22 protein-coding genes are annotated in these 24192 nt (G+C 36.6%); 5 read left to right on the forward strand and 17 right to left on the reverse strand.

The window, feature by feature from the left end; translation table 11 throughout:
- Positions 1-93: 93 nt before the first annotated feature.
- From xylE to xylA, 3 genes are all read right to left on the reverse strand, one after another.
- Positions 94-1515, reverse strand: coding sequence for a D-xylose transporter XylE (xylE, locus tag ACXAE4_RS18580; protein WP_034264608.1), 1422 nt, complete (start codon positions 1513-1515; stop codon positions 94-96).
- A 301-nt stretch (positions 1516-1816) separates the two neighbouring features.
- Positions 1817-3319, reverse strand: a complete 1503-nt coding sequence (xylB, locus tag ACXAE4_RS18585) for a xylulokinase (protein WP_098999842.1) — start codon at positions 3317-3319, stop codon at positions 1817-1819.
- Between the two features lie 58 nt (positions 3320-3377).
- Positions 3378-4715 (reverse strand): xylose isomerase, encoded by a 1338-nt coding sequence (gene xylA / locus ACXAE4_RS18590; protein WP_289578859.1) that lies wholly within the window; start codon positions 4713-4715, stop codon positions 3378-3380.
- Positions 4716-4949: 234 nt separating this feature from the next.
- Between xylA and xylR the strand changes: the two genes are divergently transcribed.
- A complete protein-coding gene (xylR, locus tag ACXAE4_RS18595) occupies positions 4950-6107 on the forward strand; it encodes a transcriptional repressor XylR (RefSeq protein ID WP_475237349.1) in 1158 nt (385 codons plus the stop codon).
- Between the two features lie 268 nt (positions 6108-6375).
- Here xylR and ACXAE4_RS18600 read toward each other — a convergent pair whose 3' ends face one another.
- The gene (locus ACXAE4_RS18600; protein WP_098999841.1) at positions 6376-7272 is read right to left on the reverse strand and encodes a TetR/AcrR family transcriptional regulator; all 897 of its coding nucleotides are present in this window, start codon (positions 7270-7272) and stop codon (positions 6376-6378) included.
- Positions 7273-7539: 267 nt separating this feature from the next.
- On the opposite strand from ACXAE4_RS18600, the gene ACXAE4_RS18605 reads away from it, so the two are divergent.
- Complete coding sequence (locus tag ACXAE4_RS18605) at positions 7540-8772, forward strand: cytochrome P450 (protein ID WP_475236589.1); 1233 nt, start codon at positions 7540-7542, stop codon at positions 8770-8772.
- A 202-nt stretch (positions 8773-8974) separates the two neighbouring features.
- Here ACXAE4_RS18605 and ACXAE4_RS18610 read toward each other — a convergent pair whose 3' ends face one another.
- Entirely contained in the window at positions 8975-9439 is a 465-nt protein-coding gene (locus ACXAE4_RS18610; protein ID WP_098999839.1) for a hypothetical protein, read from the reverse strand.
- A gap of 217 nt (positions 9440-9656) precedes the next feature.
- Here ACXAE4_RS18610 and ACXAE4_RS18615 point away from each other — a divergent pair, with 217 nt between their 5' ends.
- Positions 9657-10079 carry a CBS domain-containing protein gene (locus ACXAE4_RS18615; protein ID WP_014460561.1) on the forward strand — a complete coding sequence of 141 codons (423 nt, stop codon included), beginning with the start codon at positions 9657-9659 and terminating at the stop codon, positions 10077-10079.
- A 65-nt stretch (positions 10080-10144) separates the two neighbouring features.
- Positions 10145-10270: a hypothetical protein gene (locus tag ACXAE4_RS18620; RefSeq protein WP_013056562.1), complete on the forward strand. Its 126-nt coding sequence runs from the start codon at positions 10145-10147 to the stop codon at positions 10268-10270.
- 62 nt (positions 10271-10332) lie between these two features.
- Here the strand turns inward: ACXAE4_RS18620 and ACXAE4_RS18625 are convergent, their stop codons facing one another.
- Both ACXAE4_RS18625 and ACXAE4_RS18630 read right to left on the reverse strand, forming a co-directional pair.
- Positions 10333-11388 (reverse strand): aldose epimerase family protein, encoded by a 1056-nt coding sequence (locus ACXAE4_RS18625; RefSeq protein WP_154989035.1) that lies wholly within the window; start codon positions 11386-11388, stop codon positions 10333-10335.
- 189 nt (positions 11389-11577) lie between these two features.
- Positions 11578-12102: a DinB family protein gene (locus ACXAE4_RS18630; protein ID WP_154989037.1), complete on the reverse strand. Its 525-nt coding sequence runs from the start codon at positions 12100-12102 to the stop codon at positions 11578-11580.
- A 301-nt stretch (positions 12103-12403) separates the two neighbouring features.
- Here ACXAE4_RS18630 and ACXAE4_RS18635 point away from each other — a divergent pair, with 301 nt between their 5' ends.
- The gene (locus ACXAE4_RS18635; protein WP_154989039.1) at positions 12404-13297 is read left to right on the forward strand and encodes a sigma-70 RNA polymerase sigma factor region 4 domain-containing protein; all 894 of its coding nucleotides are present in this window, start codon (positions 12404-12406) and stop codon (positions 13295-13297) included.
- Positions 13298-13360: 63 nt separating this feature from the next.
- On the opposite strand, the gene fsa is transcribed toward ACXAE4_RS18635, so the two are convergent.
- The 10 genes from fsa to dapA form a co-directional block, all read right to left on the reverse strand.
- Positions 13361-14029 carry a fructose-6-phosphate aldolase gene (gene fsa, locus ACXAE4_RS18640; RefSeq protein WP_013082751.1) on the reverse strand — a complete coding sequence of 223 codons (669 nt, stop codon included), beginning with the start codon at positions 14027-14029 and terminating at the stop codon, positions 13361-13363.
- Between the two features lie 60 nt (positions 14030-14089).
- Positions 14090-14599, reverse strand: coding sequence for a hypothetical protein (locus tag ACXAE4_RS18645; protein WP_154989041.1), 510 nt, complete (start codon positions 14597-14599; stop codon positions 14090-14092).
- A 233-nt stretch (positions 14600-14832) separates the two neighbouring features.
- Positions 14833-15735, reverse strand: coding sequence for an AEC family transporter (locus ACXAE4_RS18650; RefSeq protein ID WP_154989043.1), 903 nt, complete (start codon positions 15733-15735; stop codon positions 14833-14835).
- Positions 15736-15815: 80 nt separating this feature from the next.
- Positions 15816-16562 carry an SDR family NAD(P)-dependent oxidoreductase gene (locus ACXAE4_RS18655; protein WP_033578703.1) on the reverse strand — a complete coding sequence of 249 codons (747 nt, stop codon included), beginning with the start codon at positions 16560-16562 and terminating at the stop codon, positions 15816-15818.
- A 29-nt stretch (positions 16563-16591) separates the two neighbouring features.
- A complete protein-coding gene (locus ACXAE4_RS18660; protein ID WP_154989044.1) occupies positions 16592-17785 on the reverse strand; it encodes a sialidase family protein in 1194 nt (397 codons plus the stop codon).
- 45 nt (positions 17786-17830) lie between these two features.
- Positions 17831-19255, reverse strand: a complete 1425-nt coding sequence (locus ACXAE4_RS18665) for a sodium:solute symporter family protein (RefSeq protein ID WP_033578701.1) — start codon at positions 19253-19255, stop codon at positions 17831-17833.
- Between the two features lie 324 nt (positions 19256-19579).
- Positions 19580-20593, reverse strand: coding sequence for a 4-hydroxythreonine-4-phosphate dehydrogenase PdxA (pdxA, locus tag ACXAE4_RS18670; protein ID WP_033578700.1), 1014 nt, complete (start codon positions 20591-20593; stop codon positions 19580-19582).
- A 44-nt stretch (positions 20594-20637) separates the two neighbouring features.
- Positions 20638-21951, reverse strand: coding sequence for a four-carbon acid sugar kinase family protein (locus ACXAE4_RS18675; RefSeq protein WP_034264664.1), 1314 nt, complete (start codon positions 21949-21951; stop codon positions 20638-20640).
- 17 nt (positions 21952-21968) lie between these two features.
- Entirely contained in the window at positions 21969-23135 is a 1167-nt protein-coding gene (locus ACXAE4_RS18680; protein ID WP_108674607.1) for an iron-containing alcohol dehydrogenase, read from the reverse strand.
- A gap of 34 nt (positions 23136-23169) precedes the next feature.
- On the reverse strand, positions 23170-24060 hold the full coding sequence (dapA, locus tag ACXAE4_RS18685) for a 4-hydroxy-tetrahydrodipicolinate synthase (protein WP_034264670.1): 891 nt from the start codon (positions 24058-24060) through the stop codon (positions 23170-23172).
- Positions 24061-24192 lie beyond the last annotated feature (132 nt).

Consider the following 24192-nt stretch of genomic DNA (forward strand, 5'->3'; position numbering starts at 1 on the left):
TTCATAAAGGTTACATATTAAAAACACCTAAAGATAGTTTAGGTGTTTTTGAAAGTTTTATATTCATCTTTCCTCTAAGCAAAAGCTTAATGGTTATATGGCCTTCTTACTCTTTGAAGCCTCTTGTTTTTTTCTCCACATATTTTCCATTTGTTCAAGAGTTCTACCTTTTGTTTCAGGAACAAATTTCCAAACAAATAAAGCAGAAAGTACACTCATTAAACCGTAGAAACCATATGTTAATCCTCCGCTATATTCCATCATCACAGGATACGTAGAGGAAATAAAATAGTTAGCTGCCCATTGAGCAGCTACGGCAATAGCTACAGCACGACCTCTAATTTTATTAGGAAAAATCTCTGAAATGAGCACCCAACAAATTGGCCCCCATGACATCATAAAGGAAGCTGTATAAATAATGATAAATACAAGCGTCCCTATACCAATGATGTTTGAAAAAGCCATGCTTGCTACACCGAACATTCCAATGGCCATTCCGATAGACCCTGTTATTAATAAAGGTTTTCTTCCCAAACGATCAACTGTCAAAATTGCAATTACTGTAAAAATAACATTTACTAATCCCATAATAATAGTTTGCAGCATAGAAGAACCTTTAGCTGCTCCCATGCTTTCAAAAATACGCGGAGCATAATATAGAGCTACATTGATTCCTACAAACTGTTGAAATACAGAAAGCAGTATACCTACAACGATAACTAATTTTCCATATGCCAATAATTTTCCAGACGAAACATTGGTAGAAATTGTTTGTTTAATATCTTCTAAAATTGATTTCGCTTCTGAAGACCCATTAATTTTAGTTAGTATGGCTAAAGCTTTTTGATCTTGATTCTGTATAGCTAAGTAGCGAGGCGTTTCAGGAACTAAAAACAAGAGTGATGCAAAGAGTAAAGCTGGAATAGCTCCTGAAGCAAACATGTATCTCCAACCCACATCATTAATCCATTCTAAGGTTTCCCCATTTGCAATACCCCAATTCACGAAGTAAACGACTAACATTCCAAAAATAATCATAAATTGATTGAATGATACCAATCTGCCGCGAATATCTGCCGGTGCAATTTCTCCTATATAGATGGGACAAATGGCTGATGCTAAGCCAACACCAATCCCACCTATAATGCGGTAGAAGTTAAAAGCTAGTAATAAAGAGAGTGTCGGTTCCCCTTTTGTGAAAAATAAAAACTCAGGATAAGAAGCTCCTAACGCTGAGACTATAAAAAGAATAGCTGCTAGTATAAGTGATTGTTTGCGTCCTAGTTTCGTCGCAAAATAACCAGATACCAATCCTCCAATAATACATCCTATCAAAGCACTTGATACAGTAACACCGTGTGCTAAAGATCCTAACCCTAAGCTGTCAATAAGATACACCTTTAATGATTCTTCAGCTCCAGATATTACAGCTGTATCATATCCAAACAGTAACCCTCCGATAGCGGCAACTAAGGTAATAGAAAAAATATATAATGAGTTTCGATTTTGTTTCATGCGTTGTTAAAAGCAGTTAGTTAAGAGTAACAGTAGAAGTTCTATTTCTAACTGAGTTCGCACTTATTTGAATGCGTTTTCAAATTCTTGGAACACAAAAGAAATTTTCGTCGTCTATTGGACTAACTGCTCTTATCCTCCCCTCTAACGTACGTATTTTTCTATCGAATCAAATCTTACTACAGCATTTTCCATACTTCCTTTTGTGTCAGGTATATCGATATACAACCATAATCAAATAATACAAGCTACTTTCATATGAGGCTCCTTTTTAAAGTAAGGTTGTATATTTTGTAATCTATTACTTCCCTTTAAATTCATCTAGCTTTTTACTTAGGTCGTATGTTTGAAGATATACTTCTTTATATAATTCATAAAGCTGTTTATAGACTTGTACATGTTCTGCGTTAGGATAATATGTTTTTGAAGACGTAATAAATACGTTTGCACACTCTTCCAATGAGTTGTACCAGCCACAGCCATAAGCTGCTAGCATGGCTGCTCCTAACGCTGGGCCTTGTTCAGTAGATAACTTTACGATTTTTGCATTAAAAACGTCTGCTTGAATTTGAAGCCAGTGATCGTTTTTTGCTCCCCCGCCGATTGATACAATAGACGTAATTTCCTTTCCGTTTTCTCGAAAAATTTCAATTGATTCATTTAATGAAAACGTAATCCCTTCAATAACTGCCCGCGTAAAGTCTCTCTTTTTATGAGAGGCATCCATCCCTATAAAACTTCCGCGAATCGTAGCATCTGCATGCGGTGTACGTTCCCCGACTAAGTAAGGGGTAAATAAAAGGCCGTTTGAGCCGATTGGGACATTTTTTAGGTCGGCCAACAATTCTTCAAACGTATCGTTTTCTGCGAAATTTTCCTTAAACCAGCTTAAACTGTGACCAGCGGATAATGTAACGCCCATTGTATAAAAGGCATTTTCTTTTCCATGATTAAAATAGTGGACTTTTCCACCAAAGTCTCTATCGCTTCGTTCCTCATAAGAAAGAACAACCCCAGATGTCCCAATGCTACATAGTGTTTCCCCTGATGATAAAATGCCGGCGCCGATTGCTCCGCAAGCATTATCAGACCCGCCTGCAAATACTTTTGTTGAAGTAGCTAACCCCGTTTTTTGAGAGAATGATTCACTAATATTGCCTATGCATTCACTAGATTCGACTAGTGGCGGACAAAGGTTAATATTGACTCCTACTAATTGGCAAAGCTCACTATCCCATTTTTTCTTGCTGATGTTTAATAATAATGTACCGGCAGCATCTGAATATTCACTATGAATAAAGCCAGTCATCTTAAAACGCAAATAGTCTTTGGGTAGCATAAATACAGCTGTTTTTTTAAATATCGCCGGTTCATACTCTTTTACCCACAATAACTTAGGAAGAGTAAATCCTTCTAAAGCCTGGTTTTTTGTTATTTCTAAAAGACGTTTTTCTCCAATCACTTTATAGAGATGATGACATTGTTCTGTTGTTCTTGTGTCATTCCACAAAATGGCGTTACGTAATAGGTTATAGTTTTCATCCAGCAGCACAAGGCCATGCATCTGTCCAGAATAACTAATTCCTTCTATATCTTCGGGTTTTATATTAGCGTTAGCAATTAATTCATTTAAAGCACTAGCCGTCTGCTGAACCCATTCTTCAGGATTCTGTTCGCTATATCCTGTTTTTTCATGAAGGAGAGGATAATTTTTAGAAACCACAGCGCAAATCTCGCCTTTTGTATCAACTAAAACCGTTTTTACCGCACTTGTTCCTAGATCAATTCCAATTACATATTTCATCTTGATACCTCCGCGTTTATAAACGAGAGTAGAAATTGTTTCTACTCTCGTTTGTCCTTTAAACTTCTAAAATATATTGATTTAAAATGGCCTTTAACCGTTCTTGTCTTCCTGATTTATTCACAATATTCGGATTTTTAAACGCGTACTGCTCCAGTGTATGGAAGTTAGCTTTTCCTTCCACAATCTCAAGCCCAATTCCCTCTTTAAAGCTGCTGTAACGCTCGTTGATAACGTTTTCGAAAACACGATCTTCTACTAATTTATGTGCTACTTTCAATCCTTGAGCAAACGCATCCATTCCTGCTACATGAGCATAGAGTAAATCGTCTTGTTCAAAAGAACCTCTGCGTACTTTGGCATCAAAGTTTAATCCTCCGCTGCCCAACCCTCCATTTTGCAGGATTTCATACATTGCTAGCGTCGTAGAATATAAATCCGTCGGGAATTCATCTGTATCCCAGCCTAAAAGAGGGTCACCTTGGTTTGCATCCACTGATCCTAATAAGCCTTGTACTCTAGCTACTCGTAATTCGTGTTCAAATGTATGCCCAGCTAACGTTGCGTGGTTAGCTTCTAGATTAAGTTTGAAGTATTTATCTAATCCGTATTGTCTTAAAAATGAAATAGTTGTTGCTGCATCGGTATCATACTGATGTGTCGTAGGCTCTTTAGGTTTAGGTTCAATTAAAAACTGCCCCGTATATCCAATTTCGGTTGCATAATCTACAGCCATATGCATAAATCTGGCTAAGTTATCTAACTCTAACTGTAAATTTGTGTTAAGCAGTGTTTCATATCCCTCACGGCCGCCCCAGAATACATAATTTTCTGCGCCTAGTTCTTTTGCTGTTTCAAGCCCCTTTTTTACTTGAGCCGCCGCATAAGCAAATACATCTGCATTACAAGAAGTAGCTGCACCATGAACGAACCGGGGATTTGTAAACATATTCGCTGTGTTCCATAATAACTTTACGTTACTTGTTTGCATGTATTCTTTGATCATAGTGACGATAACATCAAGATTTTTATTTGTTTCTTGCAACGTACTGCCCTCAGGAGCAATGTCTCGATCATGAAATGCGAAGAATGGAACATTTAATGTTTCAAAAAGTTGAAAAGCTGCCTCAACTCTCGCTTTTGCTAAATCCATTCCATCATATCTATCCCAAGATCTTTGCATAGTAGCTGCGCCAAAAGGATCCGTACCATCTGCTGTAAACGTGTGCCAGTAAGCAACAGAAAAACGCAGCTGATCTTTCATCGTTTTACCGCCTACTACTTCTTCAGGGTTATAGTATTTAAAAGCTAAAGGATTTTTAGAATCTTTACCTTCATATAAAATTTTGTTTACGCTTTCAAAAAAATTAATTTTATTAGTACTAGTTTGGACCATTTGTCATTTCCCCCTTTGATTTAAGTGAACAAGTTTATCCATCAACTATCTTATTTGAGTTAGTTTGTTTATCCAATAAACTAACTTTATCTCATCATATACAAAATAAATGTTTATTTCAATGTTTTTTTTAGAAAATTTAGTTATAATATTAGATATGATACTTTTAAATATCTAATTCAACCTTCTAAAAACACCAACTTAGTTCGATAGATAAACAAAGGAGTGGTTATTATTCAAATTGCAGATCAAGCTTTAGTAAAAAAAATGAATCAAAAATTAATATTAGATGAAATTTTAAAGAACTCCCCTGTCTCCAGGGCAACTCTCTCTGAGATTACAGGATTAAACAAGTCAACTGTCTCCTCCCAAGTAAATACCCTGCTTGAAAAAGATTTTATTTTTGAAATTGGGGCAGGGCAATCTAGAGGCGGCAGAAGACCTGTAATGCTTGTTTTTAATAAGAATGCAGGCTACTCGATTGGTATTGATATAGGAGTCGACTATCTTAACGGAATTCTAACCGACTTAGAAGGAAATATTATTCTCGAGAAGACTTCTGACTTGTCTAGTTCTTCCGCTAGTGAAGTAAAAGAGATTTTATTTGCACTTATTCATGGTTTTGTAACCCATATGCCTGAGTCCCCTTATGGTCTAGTCGGAATAGGAATTTGTGTTCCAGGCCTTGTAGATTGTCATCAGCAAATTATTTTCATGCCTAACTTAAATTGGAATATCAAAGATTTGCAGTTTTTAATTGAGAGTGAGTTTAATGTTCCAGTTTTTGTTGAAAATGAAGCTAATGCAGGAGCATACGGTGAAAAAGTATTTGGTATGACAAAAAACTATGAAAACATCGTTTACATCAGTATTAATGTCGGAATTGGAACTGGACTTGTTATTAACAACGAATTGTATAAAGGTGTTCAGGGTTTTTCTGGGGAAATGGGTCATATGACGATAGATTTTAATGGCCCCAAATGTAGCTGTGGAAATCGAGGCTGTTGGGAATTATATGCTTCTGAAAAAGCGTTACTGGCTTCGCTCTCTAAAGAAGAAAAGAATATTTCTCGAAAAGAGATTGTGGAACGCGCAAATAAAAATGATGTAGAAATGTTAAATGCACTTCAAAACTTTGGCTTTTATATCGGAATTGGATTAACCAATATTCTTAATACATTTGATGTAGAAGCTGTTATCTTGAGAAATCATATAATTGAATCTCATCCCATTGTTTTAAATACGATTAAAAACGAAGTTTCTTCTAGAGTCCATTCTCATTTAGACAATAAATGTGAACTACTGCCTTCTTCGTTAGGAAAAAATGCACCTGCTTTAGGAGCGGTTTCTATCGTTATTGATTCTTTTTTAAGTGTTACCCCTATAAGTTAGTTAAGTGAACGCAAAGGTTAGCAAACTATATCACGTTTGATCTTAAGAATGAAGGAGCTACTTTCGATTAATTGATTTTCTATAAAAGGGAAAGAATTACCCTCTTCTATTAAGAGTGTTATGTCTGTCTCCACCCTCACCTTTTCATCCCATGCAGCCAGTCACCTATCATAACGGCAACTGGCTGTTTATATGTTTTATAGGCAATCTTCTCTTTCTTATATGACGCAGAGCCTTGACTGTTAGTTTAGCTCATGTGCTTTTTAAATTATGAAAAATGTCTTGTCAGAGTAGTTACGACTTCCTTATATTCCTCTAGCTCTTTGGTCTGGGCGAGAGTATTGATTTTCTCTAGCGATAAAAGAGAACTCTGAATAATGAATGTGCGAGGCTCCGTATCATTTTGCAGCAATTCATCCGATATAAACGTAACAAATTCTAGACTTCTCTTTCGTTCCTCTTCATTTGTTAGTTTATTTTCAATCACCCGTTTTAACTTCGCAGTTACACGCGTCAAATCTGTCGAAAAATGACTTTCTGTTTTCTTATTAAATACCGCAGAGTAAACGGAAGGGTTAAATAACTGTTCTTTTTGTTCTGCTACTTCGATTATGATTTCCTCTGTACGCTTCATGCAATAATGGACAATTTGTTCAATAGGTAATGGATAGTCCAGCGCTTTGTTCATTTTAAACATATTGTTAAGCATTCCTTCTAGCAGCACAGCTCCATCAAATAAATAAGGAGAAGTCTTAGATGGAAAAACCTGCTGAAAACGTTCATATATCCAGTTGAATGTTGCAGCTTTTAATTCCTCTATATAATGAAATGTTTTAACTTCATTTAAAACGAGTGTACTTTCAATCATTTCAGGAATTTTGTTTTGCTCTGCAAAGTTCATCATAAAGATCATCTGTTCTTGAAATCCCTTCTGATTATCCTCTCTATATTCAATGGCTACTTTTTCTCTTTGTAGAATAAGTGATTCTTGCAGAGACGAAAGTAATGAAATAAGCAGTTCGCTTTTAGATGAGAAATATTTATAAAATGTTCCTTTTGAAATCCCGCTTCTTTCTAATATATCTTGTACCGAAGTGTCTACGTATCCTTTTTCCATAAAAAGCTGGTGCGTATGCCCTAAAATATCGAGCTGTTTTTGATTCATTTCTGTTACTCCTCTGTTTACAATTTACTTTTTATTTAGTATAACTTATCTGCCTTTTCCTACGTTAATTTTATCCTTTTTCCTTGATAACCAAGTAAAAATAATTATATACTATTAGTACATTTTTATACTAAATGTATAAAAATGTACTAATAGTATAGGTTAATTCGACAAAGTAACTATTTATCTAGCAAGTGACAACTACTGAGCGCTATGTAGTTAGTAAATTCCAAATCTATACCTATTCTGAAGGAGGAATAAGATCATATGAACAAAGAAGTCATTCCCGTTACAGAAATTCCAAAATTTCAATCACGTGCAGAAGAGTTTTTCCCTATCCAATGGTATAAAGAAATGTTGAACAACTCCCCCGTTTATTTTCATGAAGAAACAAACACATGGAATGTATTCCAATACGAACATGTTAAACAAGTCTTGAGCAACTACGAATTTTTTTCAAGCGATGGACAAAGAACCACTATTTTTGTTGGAGATAATAGCAAGAAAAAAAGCACATCTCCAATCACCAACCTTACAAACTTAGATCCTCCTGACCACCGGAAAGCGCGATCTTTGCTTGCTGCCGCCTTTACTCCTCGAAGTTTAAAGAACTGGGAGCCGCGAATCAAACAAATTGCAGCAGGCCTTGTAGAAGCGATACAAAAAAATTCAACTATTAATATTGTTGAAGATTTATCTTCTCCTTTTCCTAGTTTAGTTATAGCAGATTTATTCGGCGTACCGGTAAAAGACCGATATCAGTTCAAAAAGTGGGTAGATATTCTTTTTCAGCCTTATGACCAAGAAAGATTAAAAGAGATTGAACAAGAAAAGCAACGTGCAGGAGCTGAATATTTTCAATATCTCTACCCGATTGTCGTTGAAAAGCGCTCCAACCTTTCTGATGATATTATTTCAGACTTAATTCAAGCCGAAGTTGATGGTGAAACATTCACAGATGAAGAAATTGTACACGCTACCATGCTGCTTCTAGGTGCAGGCGTTGAAACCACAAGTCACGCCATTGCAAATATGTTTTATTCTTTTTTATATGACGACGAGTCGTTATACAGCGAGCTGAGAAACAATAGAGAATTAGCTCCAAAAGCCGTAGAAGAAATGCTTCGATATCGGTTTCATATCTCCAGACGAGATCGCACGGTTAAACAAGATAACGAGCTATTAGGCGTTAAACTAAAAAAAGGAGATGTCGTTATTGCGTGGATGAGTGCGTGTAATATGGATGAAAATATGTTTAAAAACCCTTTTTCTGTAGACATTCATCGTCCAACTAATAAAAAGCACTTAACGTTCGGAAACGGACCTCATTTTTGTTTGGGCGCCCCTCTTGCACGACTTGAAATGACAATTATCTTAGAAGCATTTTTAGAGGCCTTTTCTCATATCGAACCATTTGAAGATTTTGAATTAGAACCGCATTTAACAGCTTCAGCTACGGGTCAATCTTTAACATACTTGCCCATGACGGTGTACAAATAAAGGTTATGTACGTAATAAAGCAGAGAAACGTGAAAGAGATTTACCTTCTCCGTCACGCTTCTCTTTTTGTTATTCCACTATTTATTGGACTTTTAGTATCTTTGCTAAGTATTTATGTAGTACACTTGAAGGTCTTCAATACCATTTACAATTGGCAGTAAGCGACACTTAAATGCCGATGAGCTCGTTAACGAACTATCACCTATTGTCTTCTCTGCCTTAAAACATCTTCTATAAAATGCTGATACAAATAATTAATAAAAGCAGTCGCAATCGAGATGAGAAAAAGTTGAAAGCGCGTCATGTTTACCATTTTATATACCTTTAGTTTTTCTGCCAGACTGGTCAAAGGGTAAGCAAATAGATAGTCAAATAGGACGTTAATTAACAAATATTTTTTGAAATTCCCATAGGTCAGCTTGAATACCCAAAAATTAGCTATAAAAAACGGTCCAAATATAAAAGAAACGTCGCTTGAAAGTTTAGGGAAAAGAGGTTTCCTTACTTTCCACCATGTAAAGCTTTTAGATAACTCACTGATAAAAGCAATAACTAATGAACTAAATGTCAAAACAGGTAGGTATCTTTTAAAGACAAATTTATCAACTTTTACTATAGACAGCCAAGGCAATAAAAGTACTGCCAACAGCGTTAACTTTCCTTTCATTATGTACCCAACTCCTGCCGTTACGAAAATGTAAGCTAAATCATATTCTCTTTAGTTTTGTGTAATAGGCTCTTTTTTATGTGTTTATTACACTGCGTTAGTTCTTTTATTCGCCTTTTATTACAAGATTTTTTGCTTTCAGGAAATTATTGATTCTCATATTCTGCATGTGCATGGAGAAAATACGGAGGTGAATGTTTAAAGGGAGGAATTAAAAATGACCACAGTACGTGAAGTTATGACTCAAGATGTGAAAGCTTGTGCACCGCACGACCCAGTAACAGCAGCTGCAAAATTAATGCGTGATATTAATTGTGGCTCTGTGCCGGTGTGTCAAGAAAATCGAGTAATGGGAATGATCACAGACCGTGATATCGTGTTAAATTGCGTGGCGGATGGAAAAGATTGCAACACTGTGCATTGCCATGATTGTATGACTAAAGATGTAGTTACGTGTTCTCCGGATACGGATATTCATGAATGTGCACGTATGATGGCAGATCATCAAATTCGCCGCATTATTGTAGTGGAGAATAATAATATGGTTGGAATCTGTGCAATCGGCGACCTTGCGACAGTGAACGTATATGTTGATGAAGCCGGTGCAGCATTAAGCGAGATTTCTAATCAAGTTCATTGAAATTTTTTAGCATATAAATCCTTAATGCTTGTACAAAATAACCCTGTCTGCAAGGAGGTGCTAATATGCCAAATTTAAACGATAACAAATTTAAAAAGATTCAGTCTGAGAGTCAAAAGCAAGGAAAGTCTCAAGAAGAATATGCGGCTGAGCTTGACGCTAATCGTGCAAAAAGCCAAAAGAAAAAGTAAGAATAAAAAAGGATTACAATCGGCAGAGGTTCGGTTGCAATCCTTTTTATCATCCCGTTTTGTTACAGGCTGCGATCAGTTATAAATGTATAGTGAGTAGATGCTTCATATTTCTCACCAGGCTTTAATACACAAGAAGGAAAATGCTTATGATGAATAGCGTCTGGTAAACCTTGTGTTTCCAAGCAAACACCGAGATATTTCTCTGAGTGAACGCCTCTAATTTCGAATTCTTCGTCTAGATGATTTCCCGTATAGAGAACAACTGAAGGCTGATCCGTTTTGACTTCTATTTTGCGACCGCTTGCTGGATCAAATAATGACATCTGGTTTTCAGTTTCTGCTTCTAAAAGAAATGGATGATCGTATCCTTTACCAACTAATACATTTTGCGGATGTGTAGATTCCACTCCTTCCTTGAGGCTATGTCCTTCTCTAAAATCAAATGGGGTATCTGTGACACTTATCGTTTCTCCAGTAGGTAAAAGATCATCATTCAGCTCTAAGAATTCGTTACTTTTCAGCTTTAAAACATGACCTAAGACCGTTTCCTTTAGATTTCCGCTTAAGTTGAAATACGTATGGTTTGTTAAATTGATAAGAGTGTCTTGATCTGTTGTTCCTTCGTAAGAGATATGAAACTCATTTTTATTAGTCAACGTATACGTAACTTTCACTTCAAGATTGCCAGGGTACCCTTCTTCTCCGTCTTTACTTACATATGTAAATTCAACACCTACGTGATCACTTGCCTCGATTGTTTTTGCATGCCATATTTTGTGGCTAAATCCTTCTGAACCGCCATGCAAATGGTTATTTCCTTCATTTTTCTCTAGACGATAGGTTTCATCATTAAGCTGAAACTCCGCTCCCCCTATACGTCCTGCTACGCGTCCGACCACAGCTCCGAAATAAGGAGAATACTTTTGGTATTCTTCTATTGAATCAAATCCCAAGACAACACTTTCAATCTTCCCTTCAGAATCCGGCATTTCAATATTTGATATCACACATCCATAGTCAAGGCAGGTGATTTTAAGCCCTTCATCATTTAATAAGGTATAAGCATGTACAGCTTGATTGTTTAGTTCGCCAAATTTCTCAAAATTCACTTTCATTTTTAATCAGTCCAATCCTCTTTTTATTCGTAAATTGCTTAACGGACCCTACATGTTATGCACATGGGATATGTTCTTATAGTTCCCTCTGCAATCCTTCCTGAATCTTCATTATTCTCATTTTATTGTAATCGTGTACATTTCCTAATTCAAGCTTGAATGATAAAGGCTGGCTACTGTTTGTCATTGCTATTTCTTTAGTATTCCTAAGTATTCTTCCCAAGGTCCTACATCTTCTCTGTATCGTTCTGCCATTACTCGAACAATTTGGGCAATATGCGTTAAATCGTGAGCAACCCAAGTCGAGAGCAACTCTCTGACTTTTACTTCCCCAAACTCCGGATGTTCTCCTCTCACTTCAAGATGCTTTTCAGGCTTAATTAACAGCTTTAGCTGTTGTAAATTCTGCATTCTTATCATGTTGAATTCAAGATGCTTTTCTTCAATAGAACTAGTAGATTCCTTGTTTAAATGAGCATAGCGGTCAAATGGAGGGAAAGCTCCCCCTTTTCCTTCTTGAAGGATAAATTTTAGCCTTGGTATCCAATTGTTTTTTTCTGCTTCTATTAAATGTTCTATTACTTCCGAGGTACTCCAAGTTCCTTCTCCTTCATTACATTGCAGCCACCCTGCAGATAGACCCGACAAAAGTTTTTCAAGCGTCTTAGGCGTACGCTCAAGTATTTCGGTCGCTTCTTTTAAATTAAAATTCATGCTCATTCCCCTTTCTCCACGCATTGATGCTGAGCTGTCAGTTATGTAAAAATTCTTGCGATTCTAGTCAATTTTATCACAATTGACTTCTATTAAAGGAAGGAGATAATCTTCTCCTTACTTTAATGCTTACTAAAACAAAAACAGAACACACGTTTGTTTTTTCTCTAGAAATATGATAAAATATATATAGGCTAAAACGCAGTGAGTATCAGTCTGAATGGGTACTGCTCATTCGTAAAATAGATTACTAGATGCTTTTTCATCTTGAGCTTTCCGTGTGAATTGGAGTGAGACAACAGTGAGTAAAAATCAAAAGCGATGGACACAAGAAGAAGATAGATTTCTCATCGAACATTACGGCGTTATGACGCTTCAAAAGATGGGTGAGCATTTACATAGAAGCAAGGAATCGATTAATAAACGGCTTACTCGATTAAATCTTCGAGCTTCAGATACAGCTTTACGTAAAAAGTGGACGCCGAAACAAGATGCTTTTTTACAGCAGAACATTGATATCATGAACAACCGTGAAATGGCACACTCCTTAGACAGAAGTCCTTCTTCTATTGCTACGCGCATAAAAGTCTTGGGTTTAACTCGAAAAACATCGATGCGAAGATGGACCGTACAAGAAGACGAATATTTGCTAAGGTATTACGGAATAAAACCCCTTTCGCGCATATCAGCGAAATTGCAGCGAAGTGTGCAGGCACTAGAATCGAGGTTAAGTCGTTTAGAGGTGTATGGAGCTAAATCGCACGTAGGACATATCACAGCGTGTGAGCTAGCAGCCTGCCTTGAAGTAGATGTTCACACAATTTACAAGTGGATTCATAAAGAGAATCTACCGTATAAAATGATCATCGCCAAGACAAGAACATTCATGGGAATTGACATTCAATCTTTTTGGAAGTGGGCTGAACAAAATAAATCGTGCCTTAACTTTTTTAAAATACCTAAAAATACGCTTATTCCAGAACCAGCGTGGGTGGATGAACAAAGAAAACTAGACTATGTCAAGCGTCCTAAATACGAGCATAACAAGTGGACAGCAGAAGAAGATGCTAGATTGTGGCGTATGTTTTATCAGGAAAAGCGCAATCAGCGAGAAATTGGACAGTTGCTCGGGCGTTCGAGAAATAGCGTGCAGCGCCGCTTAGAGCGTCTACGTAAAAAGAAACTAGCGAGTTAAACGAAAAAAAGCTTGGAATAAGCTATGCTTATCCCAAGCTTTTTTTATTGATATGACTTTTTGTTAAGCTTTAACTGCTTTTTCCCAATCTGCTGCAAATTTTTCCATTCCTTGGTCAGTTAACGGGTGTTTTGCTAATTGCTCAATAACAGCGTATGGAATTGTGGCAATATGAGCCCCTGCAAGTGCTACGCGCGTTACATGATCCGGGTGTCTTACAGATGCGGCGATAATTTGAGAGTCGATGTTTTGAACGCGGAATAACTCAGCAATTTTAGATACCAGCTGTACTCCGTCTTCTGAAATATCATCAAGACGTCCTAAAAATGGAGAAACATACGTCGCTCCAGCACGAGCTGCTAAAAGCGCTTGGTTTACTGTAAAGATTAGGGTTACATTTGTTTTTACGCCTTTTTTTGCAAGGTAGCGCGTCGCTTCCAAGCCAGCTAATGTCATAGGCAGCTTAATCGTAATGTTTTTATCTCCATCGTTAATTTTAATCAGTTCTTCAGCTTGAGCGATCATGTCTTCAGCAGAAAGTGCGTCAGGCGTTACCTCAGCGGAAACGGATTCAACCTCCGGTACCATTTGAAGAATTTCTTCGATGCGGTCTTCAAATCTTACGCCTTCTTTTGCTACTAAAGATGGATTGGTTGTTACACCTGCTAGAACACCAACTTTATATGCTTTCTTAATATCCTCAAGGTTTGCTGTATCAATAAAAAATTTCATCTCACTATTCCTCCTTATTGTTGTACATCAATCTGCATTTCAGCGTACGCGAACTATAGCCTAGCCAATTTGCTGCAGCGCATATAGATTTTCTATAGAAGCGTTTTCAATCTCTTTTGCAGTTAATACCTTTAATTTTTCTAAAAATTGTATGGCGTCCACGCGGTCTTCGATGTCTTCCTCTGTACGAATATTCTCCGTTTTAATCTGATGGATACATTCGTTGATGCCTTCTTTGTACGCATTTGTTTGGATAAACCATTCTGCTAACAGCGTTTTTGTTGCTTCTCTTTCTTCTTCACTTTTAACTGCAAACAAACTCTCTGTTTCCGTTTCACTCAGCATAAGGCTGCTAAAATCGTGATTCATACAAAGCCAAAAATAACCTTTTTGGCTATCGTAATACTTTCCTTCTCTTAAAAGAAAATACTTGATTCCAAATTTAATTTTGTGAGATTGGCTCTCTGAACTTGGCATATGAATTTCTTTTATTTCTACGCTTTCTGATACATCCAGATATGTTTCTAAACCGTACTTTGTATTCACTACTTTTGCATCCAATATGTCCATCCTCATTCTCCTTTTCTCAAATTCTATTTATTTTTATAAAAACAGAGGTCTGATTTTATGTAATAACGAATCCCATTTTTGTGGATGTTTTTCTTAACCAACCGACATGTTTTACTGTTTACGCTTTCATTATATATCAGATTATTCGAAAAATCATCAAAAACAATCAAATTCATTCAAAAAAAGTCATAAAAGGTCATAAAACATAAAAATTACGTAGTCATAAAAGATTTTCACAATACAATTGTAAAAATTAGGGGTAAAGTAGCTAAACTCAACGATGTACTAATAAGCGTTGCACTTGAAACAAATTCTGGCTCAGTATCAAATTGCAGCGCATACATGGTTGTGTTTGCTGCTGTTGGCATAGCGGCCGTAATAATCATAATCTGTTTAACCATGTCATCAACTGGAAGAAACAAAGTAAGTAAATAAGCAACGGCAGGAGAAATGATCAGTTTAATTATAAGCGATAAAGAAACTTTGCTTTTGGCTAAATTTTTAACTGATATTTTTGCCAGCTGCATTCCGAGTACAATCATAACCGTAGGAATTGCTGCATTCGCAACTAAATCTACCGCTTCGAGGACTGATTTCCCTAAATGAATATTGAAAAATTGAAAAAAAGCTCCCAAAAAGGCGCTATGTATAGCAGGCATGCGTTGAACAGCACGAATAGCTGAACGTATACCATTTCCTTCTGCACTTCCTTTTGCGGCGTAGTAGACTCCAATTGTACACATTGCCAGCTGTTGAATAACCATTAAAATGATTGCACAGTCAAGCCCTGAAACTCCAAAGATTAGTAAAACCACAGGAGTACCGTAATTCCCATTGTTCATAAAAGAAGAGGCTAATATCATTCCGCATGTCTCTCGAGTGGAATACTTCTGAATAAACGCCACAATATATACAACTATAATTAAAGTAAAACAAAGGGCAAATGTATAAAAAGCAAGATATAAATAATCCACCTGAAATTTTGTCGTATAAAACGTTCTAAAAACTAATATCGGAGACATTAAATAAAGCGCCATGGTGGATATCGTTTTTGTATCGAACCCTATTTTCTTTTGTCCAATAAAACCTAGTGTAAATATGCCGAAAATAGGTAATAGGATTGTTAAAAATTCCATTTTAATCACCTGTTTATATTCTATTCTTTAGAGAAACAATTGAAAAGCCTAGATAGTCAACTCTCTAGGCTTTTCATTCCCTAATTCATGTACGTTCCGCCATTCACATTAATAGATTCACCCGTTATAAAATCAGACATACTTGAAGCTAAAAACAAAACGCTTTCCCCAACATTTTGAGGAGTTCCTAACTTATTTAACGGAATTCGCTTTGTTACTTCTTTCCTGTATTCATCTGTCCATTGATTGCTCATGTCCGTTTCTACAGGACCTGGACATACAGCATTTACAAAAATATTATGATGCGCCATTTCTAAAGCTAAATGCATCGTAAGGTAATTAACTGCAGCTTTTGAAGCTCCGTAAGATGGCGCTGCATTTCTATGCGCTGTTTTGGCTGTTGTAGAACTTACATTGACAATTTTCCCATAGTTTCGCTCTATCATATAAGGTAAGACGGCTTTACAGAAATATAAAGTTCCATTCAAATTAACATCTAATACCTTTTTCCAATCATCCAAAGTCATTTCTAATGTTGAGCTGCGCATATTGATACCCGCATTATTTATTAAAATATCAATTTTTCCAAAACGCTCTACAGCAGCTCTTACAACCTCGGTTGCAACATTTGGATCTGCTACGTCCCCAGCTTTTACAATACATTCTCTACCTAAGTCCTCAACCTGTAAAGCTAATTCATTTAATAAAGTCTGATTCGTACCGTGTATAACTAATGAGGCACCATTTTTAGCTAAAGTTAAAGCGATAGCCTTTCCAATACCTCTACTAGCTCCTGTAATAATCGCAATCTTGTTTTCCAACAGCATACTTTATCCCTCCGAAGTATATGAAGCTATTAAGACTTTATGAATTCTTCTGACACACATACATATTTAATAGCTTGTCTAAAATACGTAAAAGCGATATGAATTTTTCCATCAGCGCTTTGTTTAATAGAAGGATATGAGTATTCTCTATTTAATTTTTCTTTTGAATTATTGGTCATTGCATAGCCATCCCCTATTTCAATATCCTTTTTATATGGCCATGTTCTCCCTCCATCTTCTGAAATCGCAACTGTCATAGGTGCTCTAGGCGCTCCCCAAAATGCTTGTCTGCCTTCATCATCTTTTTCAGGCGTATCTTGATTAGCAGACAGAATATCCGTACCCTCTTCATCTTCAATTTCATCATAAAGCGACAGCCTGCGCTCCGTACAATTATCGGCGTTCATATTGTTAAAGACGAGCGCTAAATCCCCGTTATTTAATTTTGTGAATTGAATAGAAGAATTGTTATTAGGTAACTGCGTTGGAATGGGCTCGCTCCACGTTTTCCCGTAATCAGTTGAACGGCTGCTATAAATATGATCAGCCCAGCGGCTGCGGAATAATGCTAAAAGCGTACCATCATCTAATTTTTCAATATTCATATGAACACACCCTAAGCTATTAGGCACTTCATACTCTTCCCAAGACTCACCTTGATCTTTTGAGATTTTCACCGCGCTTATATCTTTATTTCCTGTCCACTTTTGTCCCGGAGGCGTAATGCAATAGAAAACAGGTAAAAGCCAATCACCGTTATCTAATACAACAATAGGCTGTCGAATAAAAGTACCTGGCTGATCAAATAAAGTCTCAATAGGTCCCCACGAATAGCCTTCATCTTCCGAAATACGATATCTTACAATCGCTGTGTCTTGATTACCGGATTTTTGTGCCGTGTACAATAACCATAATTTATTGTCTGGAGCACGAAATAAAATGGGGTTTTGCTCAGAACGAGCGGGATCATCTGAAAGTTTTACAGCTTTACTCCATTCTTTTTGGCCTTTTTTAAGTCTTGATAGATAAATGTGAATGTCGGCTATTCCCTCTTGTGTGCCGCCAAACCAAGTGCATAACAGGTCACCGTTGTCTAACACAAGTAAATTAGAAGCATGATTTTGTATACAATCAGAGGGAATATATGCCTCTACATGTTCCAATCCGTCTGGACACATTTTTAATTTTCCATCTGCTACAATAGTCGTTGATTGATTACTCATTACATATCTCTCCTTTTAACGTATTAACGTAAACTAAGCTATTTTCTACTTTGCATCTATATATTCTACAGTATTGGATTCAGTATTTTCAGACTTTTTATCTTTTCCACCGATAAATCGGTCAATTACCATCACAATAAATGGTGTAATGACAGCGACATACATATTGTCAATACCAAAAGGGTTTCCTAGCAAATACCATACAGTTGTGAAAATACCGGACATTGCTAAGCCGATAGTTGCACCTCGGTTTGAACTGAAAAATGGAAGATAAAATCCCATTGCAGCTACCACAGCAATAGATGTTCTCAATGCACGAGTGAAAAAAGATAAAGTTAATAGTTCTGGGGCTAAAACCACACCAAGTAAAGGAATGATACCAACAACTACAGAAATAATTCGAGTCATCTTCATCTGTTGTTCTGGAGATGGTTTAGCTTTTGGAACATAAAAATCGTCAACAATTAATGTTGTTGTAGCTAAAGCCACGGTTGAAACCCCAACGAAAATGGATGCTACTAAGGAAGTTGCTACAATTGCTGTTAATACTGGATTCATATGTTCTAAGAATACTGGAAACGCGTAGATAGGATCGATATTTGGATACAAATATCGTGCACATACCCCAATCACTCCGATTGCCAATGCAAGCGGCAAGCATAATAGTGCTGCATATAAACTTGATTTTTTAGCTGCTTTTGCACTTTTTGACGACGTAATGGCTTGAATAATAAATTGTGTAGAGAAAATAGCTCCCATATTCCCGATAAGCCATGCAAAAATAGTCCCTCCACCAATCGTTCCATCCCATGTAAAGTAGCTTTTTGGCAGTTCGTGCACGATAGGCTTGAACCCACCGCAAAGGTACAATGCCACTCCTACTGTGATCAAGACACCCGCATATTTCACGAATGAGTGAAGAATGGTTACCCAAGCAACCCCTTTCATTCCCCCAAATGTAAAATAAAATGTACTGACAATGGCTGTAATAATAGCACATGTCATTAATGGTAAACCTAACAAAGAAGCAATGGCCGCAGAACCACTCAAGTAGTTTCCTAGATTCACAAGTAAAAGAGCCGCTATCATAATAATTGATACAACCGTTTTTGTAGATCTTCCAAATTTCTGCTCAATTATACCGGAAATAGTATATTTCCCAGTCCCATAAAATTTATTAACCAAAAAGAATGAAAAGAGGAAAAAAGCAATTGTTACCGTAATAAGTGACCAAGAAGCCGCGATACCACCAGTAAATGATGATTCAGCAGTCCCTACTGTTGATTTCGTGCCGATAAACTCTGACATTAATAAGATTCCAACTACAAGCGCAGGCAATGTTTTGGCTGCGTTATTAAATTCCGCGCTGGATTTACTTCTTAATCTCATTGTTAACCATGTTGTAAATAGAATATATACAACAATTACTGCTAAAACAAAAACCAGGCTTGAAGGATTTAATGCTTTCATTATAGATTTCCTCCTATAATAACAACAGAATTTTGATATATGTGGATAAAACTTTCAATATTTTAGGATTTATTTTTCTCAATGCTTCTACCATTTTTTCTGTTCTAAAAAGATTCATTGGTCAGTAGTCAAACGTTTTTATGCAGACATTTATTAAGCGCTTTCATTTGTGTTCTGTGAAGAAGTAATAAAACATTACCAAATATAACTCACTGTCTTCGGAGTTCTTTGATTACAATTCATATTATTACTACTATACTCATAGTAAAAGATGTTCAAATTCCTCCGAAGACATTTTATAAAAAATTGATAACAACGCCACTTTTAAAACTTATTTAAAACCTTTTTAGGTGATAGCTCAGCAGCTGATTGAAGAGCAGCTAACATACTTCTTTCATCAGCAATTCCTTTTCCTGCGATATCAAATGCTGTACCGTGATCGACAGAAGTGCGAATAACGCCGCCGTTTAAACCAACTGTGATGTTGACACCCTCTTCTAACCCTAGGACTTTAATAGGCACATGTCCCTGATCGTGATAACAAGCGATGACAATATCGAAATCTCCGCGAACTGCACGGAAAAATAGCGTATCCGCAGGGTATGGACCTGTAACATTTATCCCTTCAGAAGCTGCAATTTGAATACCTGGAATTAGTTTTTCTTCCTCTTCTCCTTCTCCAAATAAACCGTTCTCTCCAGCGTGAGGATTAATTCCGCAAACGGCAATTCGCGGGTTTTTATACCCTGCGCGACTTAATGTTTCATGAGCAAGTTTGATAACGGTGTATGTTCGTTCCGGTGTAATAGCATCTATTGCTTTTTTTAATCCTACATGAGTAGTAAGGTGGATGACTTTTAGCTTTGGTGAAGATAACATCATGGAATAATCCTTTGTATTCGTAAGCTCTGCCAAAATTTCAGTATGGCCAGGGTAAGTGTAGCCGCCTTTATGTAACGCTTCTTTATTTAAAGGTGCCGTACAAATGGCCTGTATCTCTTGCTGTTTTGCTAATTCAATCGCTTTTTTAATAAATTTAAACGCTGCGCTCCCAGCTAATGATGAGATTTCTCCAACTGGAAGATCTTCCGGCACTAAGTCCAAATGAAGACAATCAATTACGCCATGAGTAAATTCTCCTTGATTTACCTCGTTAACGCGATGGACAGTTAACGAGGTTCGTGTCATTTTGATCGCTCTTTCTACTATCTTAGCGTCTCCTACAACAATAGGACGGCAAGCTTCATAAACCGATGGATCTGCTAGTGCTTTTACAATAACTTCTGGACCTACTCCAGCTGCATCGCCCATTGTAATTCCGATAACAGGTTTCATCATATTCCTCCTTTAAAATTCACTTCCATTTTTATTGCACTGTTTAATTATTTGCTTAATCTTACAGAGGGTTCCCAAACATCTTTTTTCCCCTGCAGCTTCGATTTAGCTTTAAGCATAGCTACATCTGTACCAAAACTTCCTGCTTTCGTTACAGCAAAAATCTCTCTTTTATAATCTAACTTGCCAAGCGGTATACCAGGCTCCACTTCGTCAACCAAATGAAGTCTATGAACCTGTAATTGACTTAACACTTGTTGAGCCGTGTCTCCTCCTGTAAGAAAAAGATTAGTAATAGTACATTGATTAATTAGATCTACAGCTACTTCTCCCATAGCCATTGAAATATAGTCACTTATTTCAATAGCGCTATAGCCTTGTTTTTTACCAATCTCTTGTGTTTCTTTTACTTCTTCTGAAGAGAATAAAGCAATACTTTTTCCTGTTTTCAGAAATGTTAAGGCCCTCTCTATTACCTGATCTATTTCTTTTTGTCTGGAAACACCGTCTAAAATGATTTTTGATGGGTTCATTTCTACACTAATGGTGTCAGAGTATAGTAATAGTTGGTTCAGCTGATTTCTTCCAACTTTACTTACGCTTCCAATAACAAATAGCACGGGTTGATCATTTCTTAGAAAACTGACTTTCTTTGTGGATGGCTGTAGTCCATAAGCTTGAGGTAAATAGTTAATTAATCCGCTTGAACCGGACCATACAACAGAAAATTCCGTCTTTTTTATCGTTTCAACGAGACATTTAAGATCTGATTCATGAATTGAATCTACTGTGATGTATGAAATGTTTTGATTTTTGTATGCTTTAAGCTTTTTGAAGATAAATTCATATCCTGCATGAAGATCTTTGTACGAAAGATGGCCCACTTCCTTTTGCGCTTGGTTTTTAACCAGTCGGGCAATTAAAGAATCCTTTACGGGAGTTTTAGGATCGTTCGCTACTTCAGTTTCATCTAAACGTTTTTGATTCAGAAAATGTACGCCGTTAATTACTTGTCTTCCGGCGTTTGGAAAGGCTGGAGCGATAAAAACAAAATCAGGTTGAAATACGTCGTACACAGCATTAATTTCTTGTCCGATATTGCCTCTCATTGTGGAGTCAATTTTTTTGTAAATAACATCAAATGTTTCACCTTGAATTCTTTCACAAACGTTTTTAACTCTTTCGTAAGCCTCTTTCCCTGAAACAGCGCGGCTATCCGTATTAAATATAAAAGCTTCTTTTTTACTTAAATTACTATTGTCATCGGTTAAAACGACAGAAACATCTAACCCATAACGAACTAATTGTCCTCCGCAATCACTTGCGCCTGTTAAATCATCAGAAATAACGGATATTTTCATAGAATGTCATCACCTTTTTAAACAAGTAATTTACGGTAAATTCCTTCCATATCTTTCAAACTTACTTCTTTAGGATTATTATTTAATAATCGCGTTACTTTTGAAGCGGAAAGAGCTAGCTCTGGAACATCTTCTTCCTTTACTCCATATTCTTTTAGATTTTGTGGGATTTCTAAAACGTTTGTCCACTCTACAATACGATTTACTACTTTTTGAGCTACTTCCGTCTTTGAAAAACCCTCTATTTTAATTCCCATAGGCTCAGCTACGAGGAACAACCGATCTTCAATGGCATCCATGTTAAACTCCATCACATGGGGTAAAAGCATCGAATTAGCTACACCGTGAGGAATTTTAAATTTTCCGCCTAGCGGATATGCTAATGCATGAACCGCAGCAGTACCTGCACTTGTTAAAGCCATTCCGCCGTACATAGAACCTACAAGCATTTTTTCTCTCGCCTCGACCGAATTCCCATTTTGATAAGCTTCTATAATACTAGACGAGATGAGACGAATTGATTCTAATGCAACCATATCGCTTATTAAATTTGATTTATTTGAAATAAATGATTCTAATGAGTGAGTAAATGCATCCATCCCGGTTGCAGCTGTGATAGGTCTTGGCAAACTTAATGTTAGAACTGGATCGAGTACCACTAATTTAGGCAGTAAATACTTACTTACGATTCCAATCTTCAATTCTTCATCGGGCAGTGTAACAATCGCATTAGGCGTTACTTCCGAACCTGTTCCTGAAGTAGTTGGAATTAAGATAGTTGGTGTACCTGGGTTTTTAACTAAATCTGTACCTAATAGTTCACGGATAGATTGGTTATTTGTTTGTAAGACTGAAAGAATTTTTGTTGCATCAAGCACGCTTCCTCCACCAAATCCAATTAATACATCATACTGTTCTTTGCTAATAGCTTGAAAAACTTCCTCAATGTTTTCAATCGTTGGCTCTGGAAGAACATCAATATTTACATAGGCTGATACGCCTTTGTCAGATAACTGATGAATAAGCTTCTCGACAAAACCTAACCTTTTCATCGATGGTTGAGTAATAATTAAGGCTGACTTGACTTCTGTACCTAATAGAGAAAGGTGTTCTCCTACTTTTTCAATTGAGTTTGGTCCTGCGATAAGATGATTTGCTGTTTGAAATTGATAAAGCTTTTGCATCATTTTAACCTCTTTCCCTTATAGTTAGTTTATTTTAAAGTGCATTCTGTTTTTTATAGCCCGCAACCATTTCTTTTACCTTTTCAAGTCCCTCTCCTGATAGTTCAGAGACTGGCAGTTTAGGAGGGCCTACCGGAATTCCATATAGTTCGACAGCTTTTTTCAAAGCCGATGGAAGCGTCCCGTATTGAAATGTGTCTCGAAGAGGCTGTAATTTTTTTTGAGCTTCTTCCGCTTCGTTGTTAAATCCCTTTAACCAGCTGGTGTAAATAGATACGACAATATCAGGGACCATATTTGCAGTTGCTGCAACTGCTCCTACTCCTCCTGCTTCTAAGGTCTTTAGTATTAAAGAATCCGTTCCCGCAAACACGGAAAAGTCTTTGTCTTTTGTTACATGAATATAGTTTTTGATATTTTCGAAGCTGCCGCTGCTATCTTTAATTCCTACTATATTAGGAACATCTGCTAGCTTGGCGACAGTGTCGGGTTCTAAGCTCATTCCCGTTTTTGAAGGGATATTGTATAAAAGAACTGGTAAAGATGTTTCTTCTGCTATTCGCTGAAAATGAACGATCACTTCTTCTTGAGTTGGTGTAACAAAATAAGGAGTAATAACAGAAAGAGCATTTGCTCCAAGGTTTTCCATCTGCTTTGATAATTCAATAACTTCTTCTGTACTGTTCCCTCCCGTACCAACAATTACGGGGATTCTTCCTTTGACCTCATCAATGATTACTTGAGCAATTTTTAATTTTTCTTCTTTTGTGAAGAGATGAAATTCACCATTTGTTCCTAAAGCAAAAATGCCGTGCACACCAGATTCAATAAGATGACTAGTTAATTGACGCAGTACCGGTTCATTTATTGTCTGCTCTTTTGTTAAAGGCGTTAATAACGCTGGAATAATTCCTTTTAACTCCATATTCCTTCCTCCCTACAGTATCTATTTGCATTTAGTTAATTGTTTATTTTCGCAACGTATATGTACAATTTGCTTTTTTAAAACGTTTACAATTTGAATTATATATATAAATGTTTAATTAATCAACAGTTA

The sequence above is a fragment of the Priestia sp. ABM2_011 genome, assembly GCF_056158845.1.